Origin of the sequence: Vibrio sp. Evd11 (assembly GCF_900382755.1) — a bacterium.
In the GTDB taxonomy this organism is placed as follows: Bacteria; Pseudomonadota; Gammaproteobacteria; order Enterobacterales; family Vibrionaceae; genus Vibrio; species Vibrio lentus.
The window spans coordinates 15,397-31,488 of the sequence record NZ_OSDX01000018.1; the positions used below are offsets into that span (position 1 = coordinate 15,397).

15 protein-coding genes are annotated in these 16,092 nt (G+C 43.6%); 8 read left to right on the plus strand and 7 right to left on the minus strand.

The genetic code is table 11. The features are described from left to right. Positions 1-71: 71 nt before the first annotated feature. Positions 72-965 (plus strand): DMT family transporter, encoded by an 894-nt coding sequence (locus tag ED652_RS10095; RefSeq protein ID WP_122054635.1) that lies wholly within the window; start codon positions 72-74, stop codon positions 963-965. A gap of 90 nt (positions 966-1,055) precedes the next feature. Here ED652_RS10095 and ED652_RS10100 read toward each other — a convergent pair whose 3' ends face one another. Continuing rightward, a complete protein-coding gene (locus tag ED652_RS10100) occupies positions 1,056-2,339 on the minus strand; it encodes an MFS transporter (RefSeq protein WP_122054637.1) in 1,284 nt (427 codons plus the stop codon). Positions 2,340-2,430: 91 nt separating this feature from the next. Between ED652_RS10100 and ED652_RS23960 the strand changes: the two genes are divergently transcribed. Further along, positions 2,431-2,709, plus strand: coding sequence for an SgrR family transcriptional regulator (locus ED652_RS23960; RefSeq protein ID WP_254051689.1), 279 nt, complete (start codon positions 2,431-2,433; stop codon positions 2,707-2,709). Between the two features lie 60 nt (positions 2,710-2,769). Then, positions 2,770-4,167 (plus strand): ABC transporter substrate-binding protein, encoded by a 1,398-nt coding sequence (locus tag ED652_RS10105; RefSeq protein ID WP_254051690.1) that lies wholly within the window; start codon positions 2,770-2,772, stop codon positions 4,165-4,167. Between the two features lie 108 nt (positions 4,168-4,275). Here ED652_RS10105 and ED652_RS10110 read toward each other — a convergent pair whose 3' ends face one another. Further along, a complete protein-coding gene (locus ED652_RS10110; RefSeq protein WP_122054638.1) occupies positions 4,276-4,671 on the minus strand; it encodes a RidA family protein in 396 nt (131 codons plus the stop codon). Then, the gene (locus ED652_RS10115; protein ID WP_122054640.1) at positions 4,671-4,979 is read right to left on the minus strand and encodes a putative quinol monooxygenase; all 309 of its coding nucleotides are present in this window, start codon (positions 4,977-4,979) and stop codon (positions 4,671-4,673) included. Before ED652_RS10115 ends, ED652_RS10110 begins: the two co-directional genes overlap by 1 nt. 114 nt (positions 4,980-5,093) lie before the next feature. On the opposite strand from ED652_RS10115, the gene ED652_RS10120 reads away from it, so the two are divergent. Both ED652_RS10120 and ED652_RS10125 read left to right on the plus strand, forming a co-directional pair. Then, the gene (locus tag ED652_RS10120; RefSeq protein ID WP_122054642.1) at positions 5,094-5,996 is read left to right on the plus strand and encodes a LysR family transcriptional regulator; all 903 of its coding nucleotides are present in this window, start codon (positions 5,094-5,096) and stop codon (positions 5,994-5,996) included. A gap of 264 nt (positions 5,997-6,260) precedes the next feature. Further along, entirely contained in the window at positions 6,261-7,175 is a 915-nt protein-coding gene (locus tag ED652_RS10125; RefSeq protein ID WP_102464660.1) for a DMT family transporter, read from the plus strand. A gap of 109 nt (positions 7,176-7,284) precedes the next feature. Here ED652_RS10125 and ED652_RS10130 read toward each other — a convergent pair whose 3' ends face one another. From ED652_RS10130 to ED652_RS10140, 3 genes are all read right to left on the minus strand, one after another. After that, positions 7,285-8,466 carry an MFS transporter gene (locus ED652_RS10130; protein WP_122054644.1) on the minus strand — a complete coding sequence of 394 codons (1,182 nt, stop codon included), beginning with the start codon at positions 8,464-8,466 and terminating at the stop codon, positions 7,285-7,287. Positions 8,467-8,599: 133 nt separating this feature from the next. Continuing rightward, entirely contained in the window at positions 8,600-9,760 is a 1,161-nt protein-coding gene (locus tag ED652_RS10135) for an aminoglycoside phosphotransferase family protein (protein WP_122054646.1), read from the minus strand. A gap of 11 nt (positions 9,761-9,771) precedes the next feature. Further along, complete coding sequence (locus tag ED652_RS10140) at positions 9,772-10,056, minus strand: GNAT family N-acetyltransferase (protein ID WP_029223601.1); 285 nt, start codon at positions 10,054-10,056, stop codon at positions 9,772-9,774. A 274-nt stretch (positions 10,057-10,330) separates the two neighbouring features. On the opposite strand from ED652_RS10140, the gene ED652_RS10145 reads away from it, so the two are divergent. Continuing rightward, positions 10,331-11,077 carry a flagellar brake protein gene (locus ED652_RS10145; protein ID WP_102383783.1) on the plus strand — a complete coding sequence of 249 codons (747 nt, stop codon included), beginning with the start codon at positions 10,331-10,333 and terminating at the stop codon, positions 11,075-11,077. A 188-nt stretch (positions 11,078-11,265) separates the two neighbouring features. On the opposite strand, the gene ED652_RS10150 is transcribed toward ED652_RS10145, so the two are convergent. Beyond that, positions 11,266-13,626 carry a Lon protease family protein gene (locus ED652_RS10150; protein ID WP_017111390.1) on the minus strand — a complete coding sequence of 787 codons (2,361 nt, stop codon included), beginning with the start codon at positions 13,624-13,626 and terminating at the stop codon, positions 11,266-11,268. A gap of 241 nt (positions 13,627-13,867) precedes the next feature. On the opposite strand from ED652_RS10150, the gene ED652_RS10155 reads away from it, so the two are divergent. Both ED652_RS10155 and ED652_RS10160 read left to right on the plus strand, forming a co-directional pair. Next, on the plus strand, positions 13,868-14,362 hold the full coding sequence (locus ED652_RS10155; RefSeq protein ID WP_122054648.1) for a hypothetical protein: 495 nt from the start codon (positions 13,868-13,870) through the stop codon (positions 14,360-14,362). 12 nt (positions 14,363-14,374) lie between these two features. Continuing rightward, on the plus strand, positions 14,375-16,003 hold the full coding sequence (locus tag ED652_RS10160; protein ID WP_102485798.1) for an ABC transporter ATP-binding protein: 1,629 nt from the start codon (positions 14,375-14,377) through the stop codon (positions 16,001-16,003). The last annotated feature ends 89 nt before the right edge of the window (positions 16,004-16,092 follow it).

Below are 16,092 nucleotides of genomic sequence, written 5' to 3' on the forward strand. Positions count from 1 at the left end.
AGATACTTTACAACCACTAGTTCTCAGTATACAGTTCACACAATAGTTATCTTAACGTAAAGATATTTTAAATGAACATATTATTAGCAATGATCCCCGCGTTCTTTTGGGGAACAACCTATGCAGTGACGCAATTTACGCTACAGGAGTGGCCACCATTATTATTAGGTGCTTTGCGTGCGTTACCTGCTGGTTTGTTATTGCTAGCGGTAAAACCAACGCTGCCTAAAAAGGGCGAATGGCAGATCATTTTCACACTGGGCCTTATCAATATCGCGACCTTCTTTGGCTTGATCTTCGTAATGGCGCTAACGCTGCCTTCGGCCATCTCTGGCGTGGGTATGATCTCTGTGCCTGTATTTGCGATGATCTTTCACTGGGTAGTGAAAAAGCAGCGCCCGCATCTAATTCAAGCCCTTTCTGGTATTGGCTTGATCACCTTAGCGTGGATACTGTTTAACCCAAGCCAAATCACATTAAACCCGATCGGTTTAGGTGCCATGTTCGCCGCAATCATGTGTATTGTCATTGGCAGCAGCATTACCAAGTCACTGGGTAACCGCATGCACTGGTGGAAGGTGTTAACGTGGCAGCTTATTCTAGGCGGTACGATTTTGTCTGTTGCGTCTGGCGTTCATGCGTTCATCGACCCACAACCTTATGTTAACGCTGTGACTCATTTCGATACTCGTAATGCTATGGGCCTGTTGTGGGTGATTGGGCTAAATACGGCACTTGGTTACGGCATGTATGTGTGGTTACTACAACGTATGTCAGTGGTTGATTTCACGTTCGGTGGCATCGCAAACCCAGTAGCTGGGATCGTGACCGGTATGGTGTTAATGGGTGAATCATTTACAGCAGTCCAGTATTCACTAATGACCGGCATGATAGTGATGTCGCTGCTGCCGCAACTTATTATGGCAGTAAGACAAACCAAAACGGTCAAACCCATTACGCAGTAGAATCTATCGACTGTACTGAGAAAAAACGCGCCTTATACAGGCGCGTTTTTTGTTGGAGGCCAGGCTACCGGTGAACCAAAGAATCGTGCCCTACTTAATATGTCGAACCTTGGTCATCAACAGGGCTAAAGCAGTAAATAATTGAATAATGAAGCAGATAACAAAGATATTGGGTACGCCGAATTCTGATACCAAATAACCAGAAGCCGCCAAACCAAAGGGCATCAATAATTTAAACAGAGACCCCGTAATACCTGCAACTCGGCCTAAATGTTGCTCATCGAAAACTTCTTGGCGGTAACTCCAGATGCAAATACTGCTGTACACGCCAATCGTACTCACCCACATAAACGCGCCCATTAATGCCCATTTACCATCAAGACTAAACAGCCCATCACCAACAAAAGATGACATTAAAACTCCGCTAGCTTGGACGCCGTCTATGAATAATACAGGAATAATAAAACCGACCGCTTCAAGTGCAATAGAGACCATAAGTAAAACACCTAAGCCAATGCATTGACGAGCTTTGTCAGCAGTAAAAGAACCTAATAGGCCGCCAACTCCTGAAGCCGCAATCAAATACCCCACCTCCATATGATTGAGTGCCAATTCAGCTTTGGCAAAATAGATGGCTTGAATCCAAAAAATAGCACCCGTTGTGTTAATCACCATGACCACTAAAGTGATGTGCCACATGTTCTTATTCGCATACAAAATTAACCAGCCTTCTTTCAACGCGCTAAAAACCGACTGATGCGCAACGGGTAACGACGGCTTAAACTCCAACTTATTAAGCTGCCAAAAAGCGAGTAAGTACATGACTGCAATAAGTAAGAACACGTTGTGTAAAGCTGATAGGAGAAGCAATCCACCAGACAACACTGGACCAACCGTTTCTAGCAAACTGTACAAGGAACTCATTCTGGCAGTAGCTGTATTTTGCATTTGTTGAGGTAACACATTTTTCATCATCCCAATTCGCGCATTGTGATAGCCATAGTTAAACGCCATCATCAGGAATGCACACGGGAACAAAGCATGTAGAGGGTTGGAAAGCCAACGCACTGCAATATATGAGACAACCAACACCAACACTTGTCCAAGTAACATGCATTGCGACCACTGCTTCTTATTGAATTTATCAACCCACACACCAATGAACAGCGCCAATAAAAGATTGGGTAAAAACTCCACCGCTCTCATCCAGCCCATCATCTCTGAAGACTGCGTTAACTCGTACACCAACAAGGGCAGAGCAAGGTCATAAACCTTGGTCCCAAAAGCGACGAAGAACGCCGTCGAAAACAACACAATAAAGCTCGAGCTTTTCCAAATAGAGGACGTCGCCTCTGCTTTTTCTACACCTTCCATTTTTCATTCCTTTTAAAAACAATCGAATAACCCTATTATCGAGATTAAAAGATGAAGAAAAATAGAAATATAAAAAAAGGATTTCACCTTTATGCATTACTGGAAGGCACTGGCATTTTTACGTTCTCGGGTACTCATTAACCAACCAACTAAACTTTCGCTTACAGAAATTACTGAAGCTCTGGGTTGTACCAAACGTAACGCACAACTGATTATCAAAAAGCTAATAAACGAAGGCTGGATTGATTGGAAGTCAGGCGTTGGACGGGGCAACCTACCCATGCTCACTCTACTCAAAAACGTGAACCATGAGTTAGAACTGAGGATTGATGAGTTACTATCGGAAAACAAGGTCGACCAAGCTTTATAGCTTATTGAAGAGTCGCAACGTGATCAGTTTCTACTTGGTTATATCAGCCGCTATCAGAGCTTGCCGACTACGCTCGATATTCTGCAAATCCCTTTCTATCGAGGCACACATAGCCTAGACCCGATTGAAGTGACACGACGCACTGAAGCACACATCACCCGTTACTTGTTCAGTAACTTACTGCGTTTCAACACACGTACTCACTCGTTTGAAGGTGACCTTGCAATTGACTGGTACCAAGATGAAAATCGTTGGTATTTCACTTTGCGAAAAGGCTTAGTGTTTCATGACGGCTCATCGATTCTAGCGCAAGACATCAAAAGCCATTTCCAACGTTTGCTCAACAGCTCTCATCACAGTAGTCAGCAGTTTAATTGCATCTCAAATATCACGGTTGTAGACCCACTTCACCTCTATTTTGATATCAATGCCAACGCAGGATATCTTCCATCACTGTTATCTGGATCTGCTGCAGGTATTACGAAAAAGGTAGGAGATACGATTGTTGGTAGTGGCAGTTTTAAATTGGTCGAACAATCTGAATGGCTTACCAGGCTGGAAGCATTCAAACACTATCATGGTCACCGCCCTTGGGTAGATGGCATAGAGATATGGAATGTCGGCGATAAAGCCAAAGACTATGAGATGCACTGCGATATTGTTCATTCGCACCCGCATTACCAACACTCCTCAATATCGTTCGAGCTTGAAGAGATGGAACAGTGGGAAAAAGGTTGTGAACACGCATTGATAAACCCACATCGCCATCCTTGGTTCGGAGAAGCAAAGCGCGTTAAATCACTGAATGAATTACTCCGCATACTTGGTGTCGCTAAAGATATTCCTCAGCAGAGCATCAGGTATGCCTGTGGAATGCTTGCCACTTCTGACCAGCCATCAAGCTCTAAACTTATTAACACCAGTGACCAAAAAGTATTGAAAGCCGTCCAACATCTGGCTGACTCACTAACCAAACCGACCCAACCAATAAAGATTCTGACCTACCAATTGTTTGATCACATCAAAATGGCTCGCCATTATTGTGAGCGATTAAATAAACTTGGTTTTGCTTGCGAATATCAAGTGCTCGAATTCCCGGACTTTTGCCAAAAAAGCAATCTACAAAATGCGGATATATTGATCAGTGGTGAAGTGTTTTCAGACAATCTCGACAGCAGCTGGATGGGATGGCTACAAAGTTCTATTGCCTTAGAGGTTTGTTTAACTGACAAGCAAAAACAGTGGCGTAACAAAAGCCTTGAACAGCTATGGGGTCTCAATGACTACCACCAGCGACAATCGGCCTTTCTAGAGCTTGAGGCACAATTAATAGAGTTCGGTGTTTATAGACCGATTTTCCACGTAAAACAGCAACTCAATTATGCTAAAACAGTCAATCCCGTTGAACAGTTAGCGAATGGTTGGATCGATTTCAACCAAATCACTATGCGTCGCTGAGTAGCAATATTTCTAGATAAGAAATCACCCCTTTATAGTCTGATTAAATAAAGGGGCTTTTTGCTTCATATCATGTCTTTCATATCAATTGAGTATACAGCGATCGACTTAAATCAGTTTCGCCGCTTCGGCCTCAATTTCAACTTTCCATCGCTCATCAAAGAGTCCTTGAACGAACAATAATGTCGTTGGAAGTCCACCAACATCAAAGGGCAATCGTTGCTTAGCGACTTGGTAATCAGACATGTCATTCCGGTCAACTAAGTACAGCCTTACACTGATTAAATCTTCGATATCCATTTGGTTTGCCTGAAGCACGCCTCGCAGATTTTTCCAAGCCAGTACAACCTGTTGTTCCGCACTTTCAGCCACCATCCCTTCGCGATCAATCCCTAGTTGCCCAGCGATGTGCAACCGCGTTGAACCTGCGGGGATCAACGCACATTGATGATAATTAGCGGCCGGAGCGGGTACTGAAGAAGGGCTCCATATCTTATTCATCATTACCCCTCAGAGGCTGTGACGATTTTTGACATGACGGTGATAATTGGCATATCCGTAAGCATCGCGCCTAAACGGTCAAAATCACCAATATCTTTGCGCCAAGCAATGTATTCATTAAAGTGAGCGGTACTTTCCCATTCTTCACGTAAAACCAAGGCATTTTCTGCCAAATCTTTTTGATAAAGCTCCGCAGAAAGGTTGCCGTTAAAAGTACGAGTATCTGGCAATATTTCGTTAAAAAACTCACCGATCTCTGCCGTTTTATCTTCAGTATGGCTCAAGGTAAATTGCACTAAAATAGTCATCATTCTCTCCGTTTTCTTATTTTGTTAAGGTACGAGGAGAATCTTACTTGTTTGTTTAAATAGATAAATACAGTAATATTTGAAACATAGTTCGATTTAGTAAGACAATGAACCACCATGAAAAACGAATTGCATCGCATGCAAGTGTTCGCCCAAATTGTAGAATCGGGCTCCATAACGAAAGCGGCTGATAAGCTAGACCTCTCAAAGTCTGTCGTTAGCCATCACTTACAAGGGCTTGAGCAACACCTTGGTGTGAAATTACTCACTCGAACAACACGTCGCCAATCCTTAACCGATGCTGGACAACGTTTTTATCAACGATGCTTAGAAATGCGAAAATTAATGTCGCTTGCGGAAGAAGAAGTGCGCGAGTCCTGTTCTGATTTTGCAGGCACTATCACCATCACATCCCCACACACATTGATGACACATCTGATTGGACCTGCAATGTGTGAGTTTATGAAAAGTCACCCTCGTATCGAGCCTCAGCTATTGGCTAACGATATGCGCTTAGATCTTATCGAAAAATACATAGACCTGTCGGTTACCGTTGGGGCTCTTCCTGATTCAACGTCTCGTGCAATTAAGCTCGGAGAGCTTCATCAGGTACTGTGCTGTCACCCTGATTATCTTACTAAGGCGCAAATACCGCAGCCAATCACGCCAAGTGACCTCTCCCAATACGACTACATTGCCAATCAGTGGGAAGGTATCAACAGTCAAAGAAGCTTTGAAATTAATAAGGGCAAGGTAAGTACGTATCAATTCAGGGCAAGTCGAATCGGAGATAGCGTTCCGACCATCCGCATGATGGCCTTAAATGGGTTGGGGATTGCCTGTTTACCTAAACAAGCAATTGAAGTAGACCTGAAAAAAGGGACATTGGTAAACATCTTGCCCAAAGATCAAGTTCTTAAAGCCTCTTTCTATGTCGTACATAATTATGGGTTACAGGTGCCAGTCAGAATTCGCGCCTTTATTGAACACCTAAAACAACACGCTGAATCTTATTCTTAATATCTTTCAACCAAATTGCCATGCGTCGCTAAACTGGCGATTTATCGACCAACATTAAACCTCACAAAGAACAATGACTTTGTTTAAGCTATTTAAAATGAAATAATTTTCTTCAATACAACTATATTAAAGATTTAATTTCCACATAAAACTCAAATTAGAGATAAAAAGGCAAAACTTTTCTCCGACTACCTTTCTATACTGTGCCACGTCATTAAGGCGCCACAAGCCTATGATTTAAATAATTATTAATGAGTAGTCACCATGAATTCGAAGTCTCTAACTATCTTGCTTTTCGTCTCTGTTTGCTTAATTTGGGGAACCACTTGGTTCGCTATGGAAGTGGCATTGCATTCTATCCCACCTATTTTTGCCACTGCACTGCGCTTTTTCCTTGCAGCACCTCTGCTAGTCGTTTTAGCGAAAGTCTTTAATCAACCACTACTGTTCCCGAAAGGTAAGCGTCAATGGTTACTTATTGTGGCACTGATGTACTTCGCGATTCCGTTTACTTTGATGATCTACGGCGAGCAATACATCTCTTCGGGTTTAGCTTCGATCATCTTCGCGAACATGCCGGTCGCTGTCATGTTAATGTCTGGCTTATTCCTAGGCCTACGATTGGCAAAGCATCAAATATTCGGTTTGATCACGGCTGTTGTGAGCCTATGTTTAATCCTAGGCAGCGAAATGCAAATGGGTGGCGATGACTACTTAATGGGTACCGTTTGCTTAGGGCTTGCTGTCGCCATTCACGCTGTTATGTATGTGTTGGTTCAGAAACACTGCAAGGGTATTGAAGTGCTGACTTACAACGCATTACCGAGCTTTATTGCTTCCCTATTCTTGTTCGCTGTCTCGGCTATCGGTGAAAACGTCAATGTTGAATCATTCACTTGGGATTCGATTTCAGCCGTGATTTACCTAGGCTTTATCGCGAGTGTTGGGGGCATTGTTGCTTACTTCAAGCTAGGACAGGTTTCGTCACCTTTCCAAGCTTCTATCTGCTTCCTGATTTTCCCTGTAGTTGCTCTACTTATCTCTTGCTACGCCAATGGTGAAGTTCTGTCTGAACAGTCATTGTTTATGATGATTCCCCTACTTTGCGGCATCTTACTCACCAAGGCACCAAAGGGAATTTTCAAGCTGCGTACAGAATTAAAAACGGTAAGAAACTGATCCGACTGAAATCTGTTTAGCGGATTAGATATACCCATCCCACATATACAAAAAAGCTCCAATATCACTATTGGCGCTTTTTGTTTATTTCATAAGATCTGGACCAACATTAGCGCCAGCTAAACACCCGAACTTCATTTCCCTCTTTTGGCTTCTTAGGAATGTTTAAAGACAACGCCAAAGAAACCACTGCCATTGCTGCACCAATATAAAAAACTGTCGCAGGGGAAGACAACCAAATCACACCAAACGCGACTGGAATAACAACCGCGGCAATATGGTTGATGGTGAAAGAGACACCCGCGGTTGAAGCCATATCAGCAGGATCTGCTATTTTCTGGAAGTAGGTTTTGATCGCCAATGCCAACGCAAAGAACAGATGATCGACAACATACAGCGCGGCTGCCCATTCCGCCGTTTGTACTAAAGCATACCCAACGAACACACCAATCAAACCGACATACTCGAAGATCAGCGCCTTCCGCTCACCCACCACACCAATAAACTTACCAATGCGTTTGGCGAACAAGAAGTTAAACAGGTAGTTGATCAAGAACAGTAGCGTGATGTCAGCAGCCGAGTAACCGAACTTCTCTACCATCAAGAAGCCTGCGAACACCGTGAAGATTTGTCTTCTTGCGCCGCTCATAAACGTTAGCGCGTAGTAGAGCCAGTAACGCTTCCTCAACACCAGTTTTTTATTTTGCTGAGTCTTGGTTTGAAACTCAGGGAAACCAAAGGTCATCACCAATACTAAAATGAAACCGATGCCCCCAGTGATGCCATACACCAATGCAAAATCAAGCTTGAGTTGTTCTAACATCACCCAAATTGAGCCATAAGTGATTAACGAGGCCAACGCGCCAACGGAGATCATCTTACCTAACATCTCTGGCGCTTCTTCTTTACTCAGCCATTGCAGTGACAAAGACTGCTTCAGCGTTTCAAAATAGTGAAAGCCCGTCGACATCAAAATCGTAGTCAGCAATAAGCCTGTGAGTGTAGGAAATAAACCGGTAATCGCCGTGCCTACGGTTAACATCGCCAGCGATATCAACATAAAGCGTTGCTCACGAATGAATGCCAACACAAACACCACGGTAAACGCTAAGAAGCCTGGGATCTCACGAACACTTTGCAACAAGCCAATATCGGCACCATCAAAGTTCGCTTTCTCAATCACGAAGTTATTCAACAGAGCCATCCAGCTCGAAAACGCGATTGGTACAACAATCGAAATCAGTAATAAGAAGTTTTGCGGCGTTTTCCAGCTCGCTGTTGATGCACTCATGACAGCCAAATCCTAAATAGTAATCCAGTATCATACTCCGGTTTTATGGCAATTAACAAACGATTAACTTTTGTTTTGCTAGTGTTTATGGAGGGCATAAATGCATGGTGCGGAAACAGAACAATAAGAGGTTCTATCGAACCTTGAAGGACTCCTGTTCGTTTAACTCATTGAGCACTCGTAAGGTCAATTGCTCAGTATACGGGTTGATCTTCCAGTGCTCTGGGCTCCAACCTTTTACGAAACGTTGAAAATCAGCCCACGCCACGTAAAACATAGGTCGCCACGCAGCTTCGATTTCATCAAACGAAAGCTGTGGCTGATAATATGCCAATGCCTCTTCCAAGTATCGGAAGTATGTCTCTAATATATGTAACTCAAGTTCAGCGCAATCTTGCGGCCTCACCGCACTGCTCATAAACAGAGCCACGTCTTTCATCGCACAACCATGACCAACGTATTGAAAATCCACTGCAGCCGCGTTTTCACTTTCGGGATCAAAGCAGAAGTTTGCGAGTTTGGCGTCACCATGCACCAAAGTTGGATACGGACACTCTCTGAGTAAACGATCGATATGTTGCGCTTGGTTCTTCAATGGTAAGTCGGCCAACGCATTGAACTCATCAGGACGTGTGTCTAAATGCCAGTAAGTACCTATTTCCCATAATGATGCAGACTTTTCTTGGTCTATATGGATATGCTTCGCATGAAAATTAGCAAGCCACTTTAGGCAGGCATCACGTTGTTTTTGCTCTTCTAGAGTGTAACCAAACGCCAGTTCAGACTGAGTATGTTTGGTCGCCAGATCGTCAGAAACAGCAAGCACATCAAACTGAGAAGTTAACGGAAAGCCGATCTCCGCTAAGTCTTGCATCACAATCAGCCACTCGTTCTCTTGTAACTCACATTGCAGCCCAACAGGCACAGGGCAGCGCTCATCCCATTGCTGAGTGAACGATTGATACCAAGCCGTTTCCACTTGATAAGAGTGCACCTTTCGCTGATGAGATAATTTGGTGTTCCAGCCTTTAGGGTGTTCGGCTTTATCTGGCAGTGCGACATGCTTAACGATCACACTCTTCAGTTCAGTCTGGCCTTTTTGAAAAAAGACTAAGCGAACTAACTCGCCATATCCGCCCCATAGGCGTTGAATCACTTGGATATCAAACCCTTGATGGCAACCCAGTGACGTCGCTATTTTTTGATAAAGCTCATTTTGATAAAGCTCGGGTTGATTTTGACTTGTACTCACTTTTGATTGAGCAAGATTGTTTGACGGTATTGATTGAGACATATAACTCGTTGCTATGCTTTATCGGATAGAAGATGCGACCATTGTTTTTGTCTGTTCATGTAGTGCACGACATAACTGCACACTGGAACAATTTTAAAACCCGCCTGTTCAATTTCAGGTAATACCGATTCCATCATCACCTTGCCAAAGCCTTTGCCTTGCAGTTCATCAGGGATACGAGTCGAAGTAATATGTAGCACGTCTCCATCCTTCTGATACTTAACAACTGCGAACTGGTTTGGTTCTAGCTCAACCGTGATCTGGCTAGCTTGTTGGTCCCATTTTATGGCCTTCATTCTCAACTCCCGCAAATAATTGGTACGCCAAACAATAAAAGTTTGAAGTATCAGTTCCTTGTAATAGACTAACGCAAGTGCATATAAATAAAACTAAGTACTTACAAACACAATAAATAATTTAGAGTTACCTGCTTCATATAAAACTAGCAAATAAAAACATCACTCTATAAATTAATATAAAGTACTTCTGTTAAACCTAGCACGTAATAACACCTTGTTAGCAAGTTACCAATATAACTAACAGACGCATGTTGGCGCATGGAGAAACATAATGAACGCACCACTGAAGAAGCCTTTGGAGCATAATCAGGCACTTCAAGATCCTCGAAATCGCACTATTTCCACGATTAATAGTACCGATGCCCTTGCCATGATTGAACATGGCAGTGAACTGACGTTAAACGTATCGACTCCAGTTGGCACTAAATTTCTAGCGACCACGAAGTTTATCGGCACACACAGTGAGAACTGTATCTTGGTTGAAGTCCCTGAGGTTTCAAGCGATGACCTACGCTTTTTCTTTCAAGAAGGGTTTTGGATGACGGCCAGAGCTTATTCCTTAAGAGGAGAAGGCGCGCTTATCCACTTTAGATGTCAGATTCATCATAATATTGGCGAACCTTTCCCAATTTTGGTGTTATCGACCCCAAGTACGATGCAAGTGACTCAACTTCGTAAAGAAACTCGTTATGAAGTGAATTTAGACTCCAGAATCATCTTTAATGATCAGCGAATGAATTGTGAGATACGAGATCTTTCGAAAAGTGGTTGTCGCTTTGTCACATCACCCACGTCACGACCAATTCAGATCGCCGATAGAGTGTCTATCGAGATCACCCCTGGAAACTACAACGGTCCATTTATTCCTCCGCTACGAGGCATAGTGTGTAATTTGCAAAAATCGACACACTACGCACGTTACGGCGTCGAATTTGATGATGTTGGCCGTGCCAATGCGAAGAATCTACTGGGTAAACTCAAATTCGATGGCACTAAGCTTCGTCTACGTAATGCTTAAGCGTTCATCAGTTCCGATTTAACATCTATCTGAGCGCCTCTCTAAACGTCGAAAGATCAAAGAACCCAAACAAAAAACAGCCATCGATAATGTCGATGGCTGTTTCGTTTTAGCTAAATCAAAGGATAACGGTTATTTACCCGACCTTACTTAGCTAACGCGTTGAGCTATTTATAAAGCGTATTCAGCTACTTACGTAAAGCATTAAGCTTAGCTTGAGCGATACCAAAGATAGTATCGATAGGATAGCTCCCTTCATCGCTCGCCTCACCTGCCGCTTTACCCGTGAACAGCTCAATCGCTTCTGTCACATGATCAATCGCCCAGATGTTGAACTCGCCCTTTTCAACCGCTTTAACGATGTCGCTGCGCAGCATCAGGTTGTGAACGTTAGAGCGCGGAATAATTACCCCTTGCTCATTTGAACGTCCTTTGATTTCACACACATCAAAGAAGCCTTCAATTTTCTCGTTCACGCCACCAATTGGCTGAGACTCACCAAACTGGTTCATCGAGCCAGTAATCGCGATGTCTTGACGGTTCGGTTGCTTAGAAAAAGCAGACACTACCGCACAGAACTCGGCCATACTCGCACTATCTCCATCCACGCCACCATACGATTGCTCGAAGGTAATATTGGTCGTAAGCGGGACTTTCGCTGTTTTACCAAATACCGAAGAAAGATAAGCCGATAAGATCATCACCCCTTTCGAGTGAATACTGCCACCTAAGTCTACGTTTCTTTCAATATCAATCACTTCACCATCACCATAAGCTGTGGTGGCAGTAATTCGGTTTGGCGCACCAAACATGTGATCGGTGGTGCTGAGTACTGACAACGCATTAACCTGCCCGACAGCCTGGCCATCAACGTGTATCAAAGTCGTACCGTTGGTAAACGTCTCCATTACGCTGTCTTGCAGTCGTCCTACACGCATCTGTTGATTAGACAGTGCTTGGTCAACGTGGGTGGAACGAATCAGGTTCGATTTCGCCCCTCTCGCGACGTAGTTAGACTCACGAAGCAGGTTCGCAATGTGTGCAGAATGCAGCGATAACTTGCCTTGATCACCAGCCTGACGTGAACTGTGCTCAATGATGCGAGCAATCGCTTTACGATCACAATGCAGCATATTGTTGTCGTGCACGATGCTCGAAATGAAGCGTGCGTAATGCATTTCAGAATCCGCGGTACGCTTCATCTCATCTTCAAAATCAGCCGTCACACGGAACAGTTCACCAAACTCCGCATCGTAATGCTGCAGCAATTGGTAAGTGCGATAATCACCAAACAAAATGATTTTCACATCCAATGGAATCGGTTCTGGATCAAGTGATACTGCGCCCGTTAAGGTCACCTCTTTCTCCAATGAAGCGAAGCTCAGTTGGCGTGAACGTAGCGCTCGTTTAAGCCCTTCCCATACATACGGTTGCTCTAACACTTTCACCGCATCCATCAGCAACACACCACCATTAGCTCGGTGTAAGCTGCCCGCACGAATCAAAGAAAAATCGGTAAATACCGTGCCTTTGAATGTCGCCGTTTCGACATAACCAAACAGCGAGTGGTAGTTCGGATTCTCTTCGACCACAATCGGCAGAGACTGTTCTTTTTGGCTAACAATGACGTTAACTTTGTAACGACGTGGCATTTTCTTATCCAAAGAAGCCGTCGCGATTTCAGCTTGCTCAGTGCTCTCTTCTAAGAAAATATCCGCGTTTTCGACAATATCCTTACGCAGTGCCGTGAGGTACTTTTTGATCTCTGGGTATTGGCTGTAATCTTGCTTCAACTGCTTAACAAAGTGGGTTATCACATCCCTTGCTGTATCATCATTTAGCTTTTGAATTTTCTCTGTGTAAGTCTCTTCAAGCTCGGTCAATTCACGGGAAATGGTTCGTAACCCCACTTCCAATCCATCAATGGTTTTATCGAACTGATCTTGCTCTTCCGGCGAAAGCAGATCAAAGCTCTCTTCGGTATGAAGCTCCTCGCCGTTCATTGCAACAAACTGGTAATCGCCCTGAGTGGTAATCGTTAGGTTAATACCCTTTTCTTTCGCTTCTTGGCTAATGCTTTCTAGCGCTGCTTGCTGTTTGGCCGCCAGCTGGTTTTTAAGCCTGTCTGCACGGCTAAAGTACATCTCGTTATCAAACGCAAGAGGCATACCTTTAAGCAATTTACGCATCAATTTTTCGATATCTTGCTTTAAATTGCTGCCAACGCCGCTCGGTAACTTGAGCACTTTAGGTGTACGAATGTCTTCAAAATTCGCGATGTAACACCAATCAAAAAGCTCCTCGACTTCTTGAGGGTGACGGTTGAGATAACGCAAGATCATGGTTCGTTTACCGAGACCATTGCGTCCTATCGCGTAAATGTTGTAACCCTTTTCCTTAATTGACATCGCGAACTCAACGGCTTTTTGCGCCCGTTCCTGCCCGACGATCTCGTCAATTGGAGCCAGTTCTTTGGTCGACTTGCAGGGTAGCTTCTCTAGCTCTGCTACCTGATACAGCTGTTCTGTATTGAGTCTTTGAATCGCCATGGCCGCCTCCTTAGTCCTTTATTACTTGGGTGTAGATAAAATCAGTGTAGATGTAATTTCCTATAAATTTAGTGACTTACGCAACATCGCTGTTCAACTGAACAAATAACACACAATTTGAGCCGATTATTAAGAATAAAGGGTTATTTTATTTACCAACCTAACATGTAAATGATTTTAATTTGCAATTGATAATAAATATCATTAACATTTCCTGATATTATAAATTGAGGATGTGGATATGGAAATTGAACGATGCTGGATGCACTACCTAAAAGCTGAACAGTTAATGGAACAAGGTCACTGGCCTGAAGCACAACGCCTTTATAGTGATGTTCTCAATTCTCTTCCTCACCACATCCAAGACGCGGCGTACCAAAGCGACATCAAACCCTGTCAGTTTGCTTGCCTATTGGCAGGGTTAAGAGACGCAAGCGTAGCTCAATCAGAAATACTTAACCGTCAGGGGCTGCAACAGCAAGCCTTCGACACATTGAATCAATCTTACGCGCTGATGCAGTTTATCTCTCTAGAAAGCACTGAACTGATTCAACGTACTTATTCACTACTGGAGAAGCAAAGTGAAGATCTACTCAATCACTTGATCGCTTTTTGCAGTGCTCAGCGCAGCTCACATTGGATGCTTGAGCTAGAACAAATTCAGCGTGCTCATCACCATTTTGGGCAACTTAAAACAACGTCAGAAGTTCAATCTTCACCTAATGTCTTAAATTGATAAGGATATATCATGTCGGACCGGGCCATTCTCAAAGTCAATAACCTCTCCGTTAGCTTCACAACCAATGATGGAATCATTGATGCGGTTAAAAAGGTTAACTTTACCCTTAACTCCAGCGAAACCTTGGCCATTGTTGGTGAGTCGGGTTCAGGTAAATCAGTCTCTTCCAACGCACTGATGCGTTTGCTTCCTGATAACGCCATTATTGACCCTCAATCTCAAATAGAGTTTGAAGGACAATCGATACTCGAAAAAACAGAACGCCAAATGCAGTCGATTCGGGGTGATAGAATCGGCATGATCTTTCAAGAGCCGATGACCTCTTTGAACCCATATCTGCGTGTAGGCATTCAAGTAGCTGAGGCCATCATGTGTCACCGTAAAGTATCGAAGTCAAAGGCCAAACAGCGCGTACTTGAGCTGTTTGAGCTTGTTCATCTGCCAATGCCAGAGCAAGCCTACACTAAGTACCCTCACGAGTTTTCTGGTGGTCAACTGCAACGCATCATGATCGCAATGGCCTTGATTAATGAGCCCGATATTTTGATTGCCGACGAACCAACGACGGCATTGGATGTGACGGTTCAGGCGGAAGTGCTTTCTTTGATCAAAGAGATTCAAAGCAAGATGGGCATGGCGATTTTATTTATCACCCATGACCTTGGCGTAGTAAAACACTTTGCAGACCGCGTTCTGGTGATGTGTAAAGGTGAGCTCGTTGAAGAAGGTATGACCCAAGCTTTATTCGAAAACCCAAGACACGACTACACACGCATGCTAATTAACTCAATTCCGAAAGGCGCTAAGGTTCCTGTTGAGGCATCAGCCCCAGAGCTATTGTGTGCCGACGACATCCGAGTTCAATTCTTGGTTAAATCACATTTCATCAAGAGCAAAAATCAGTATTTCGAAGCCGTCAAAGGCATTTCGTTGAACCTTAAACAAGGCGAAACGCTAGGCATTGTGGGTGAATCCGGATCAGGAAAATCGACACTGGGACGAGCATTAATCGGCTTGCTGCCAAGTACCGGGCGTATTGTTTATAAAGGCCAAGATGTCAGTTTATTAACCGACAAAGAACGCCATAAACTCAAGAAAGATGTACAAATGGTGTTCCAAGACCCTTATGGTTCTTTGTCACCACGTATGACAGTTGGGGAGATCATCACCGAAGGCTTAACGGTGCATCAACCTCAACTCTCTAAGAAAGAACGATTGGAACGAGCACGCAAAGCGCTGATTGAAGTACGTCTTGAACCTAATTCAATTAACCGTTATCCACATGAGTTCTCGGGCGGGCAAAGACAACGTATCGCGATTGCTCGTGCGCTGATTCTTGAACCTTCTTTTATCTTGTTGGATGAACCAACGTCAGCACTCGATCGCTCGGTACAACTGACCGTGATTGACCTGTTGAAAGATATTCAAACCAAACACAACATCGGCTTCCTTTTCATCAGCCACGACCTCTCGGTAGTGAAAGCACTTTCGGATCGTGTTTTAGTAATGCAGAAAGGGGAAGTGATGGAAGAGGGCTCGGCGGAAGAGATTTTCAATGCACCGAAAAATGACTACACCAAGAAATTGATTGAAGCGTCATTCGACTTAGAAAATAAATCGAAAAAAAATGCCGCTTAAATTGAACTAATTAACATTAACAGCGTCTTATAAGTACATTCTGAATAATCTCCTAATGGATTGAAATCTAGAATGGATATAGCAAAACT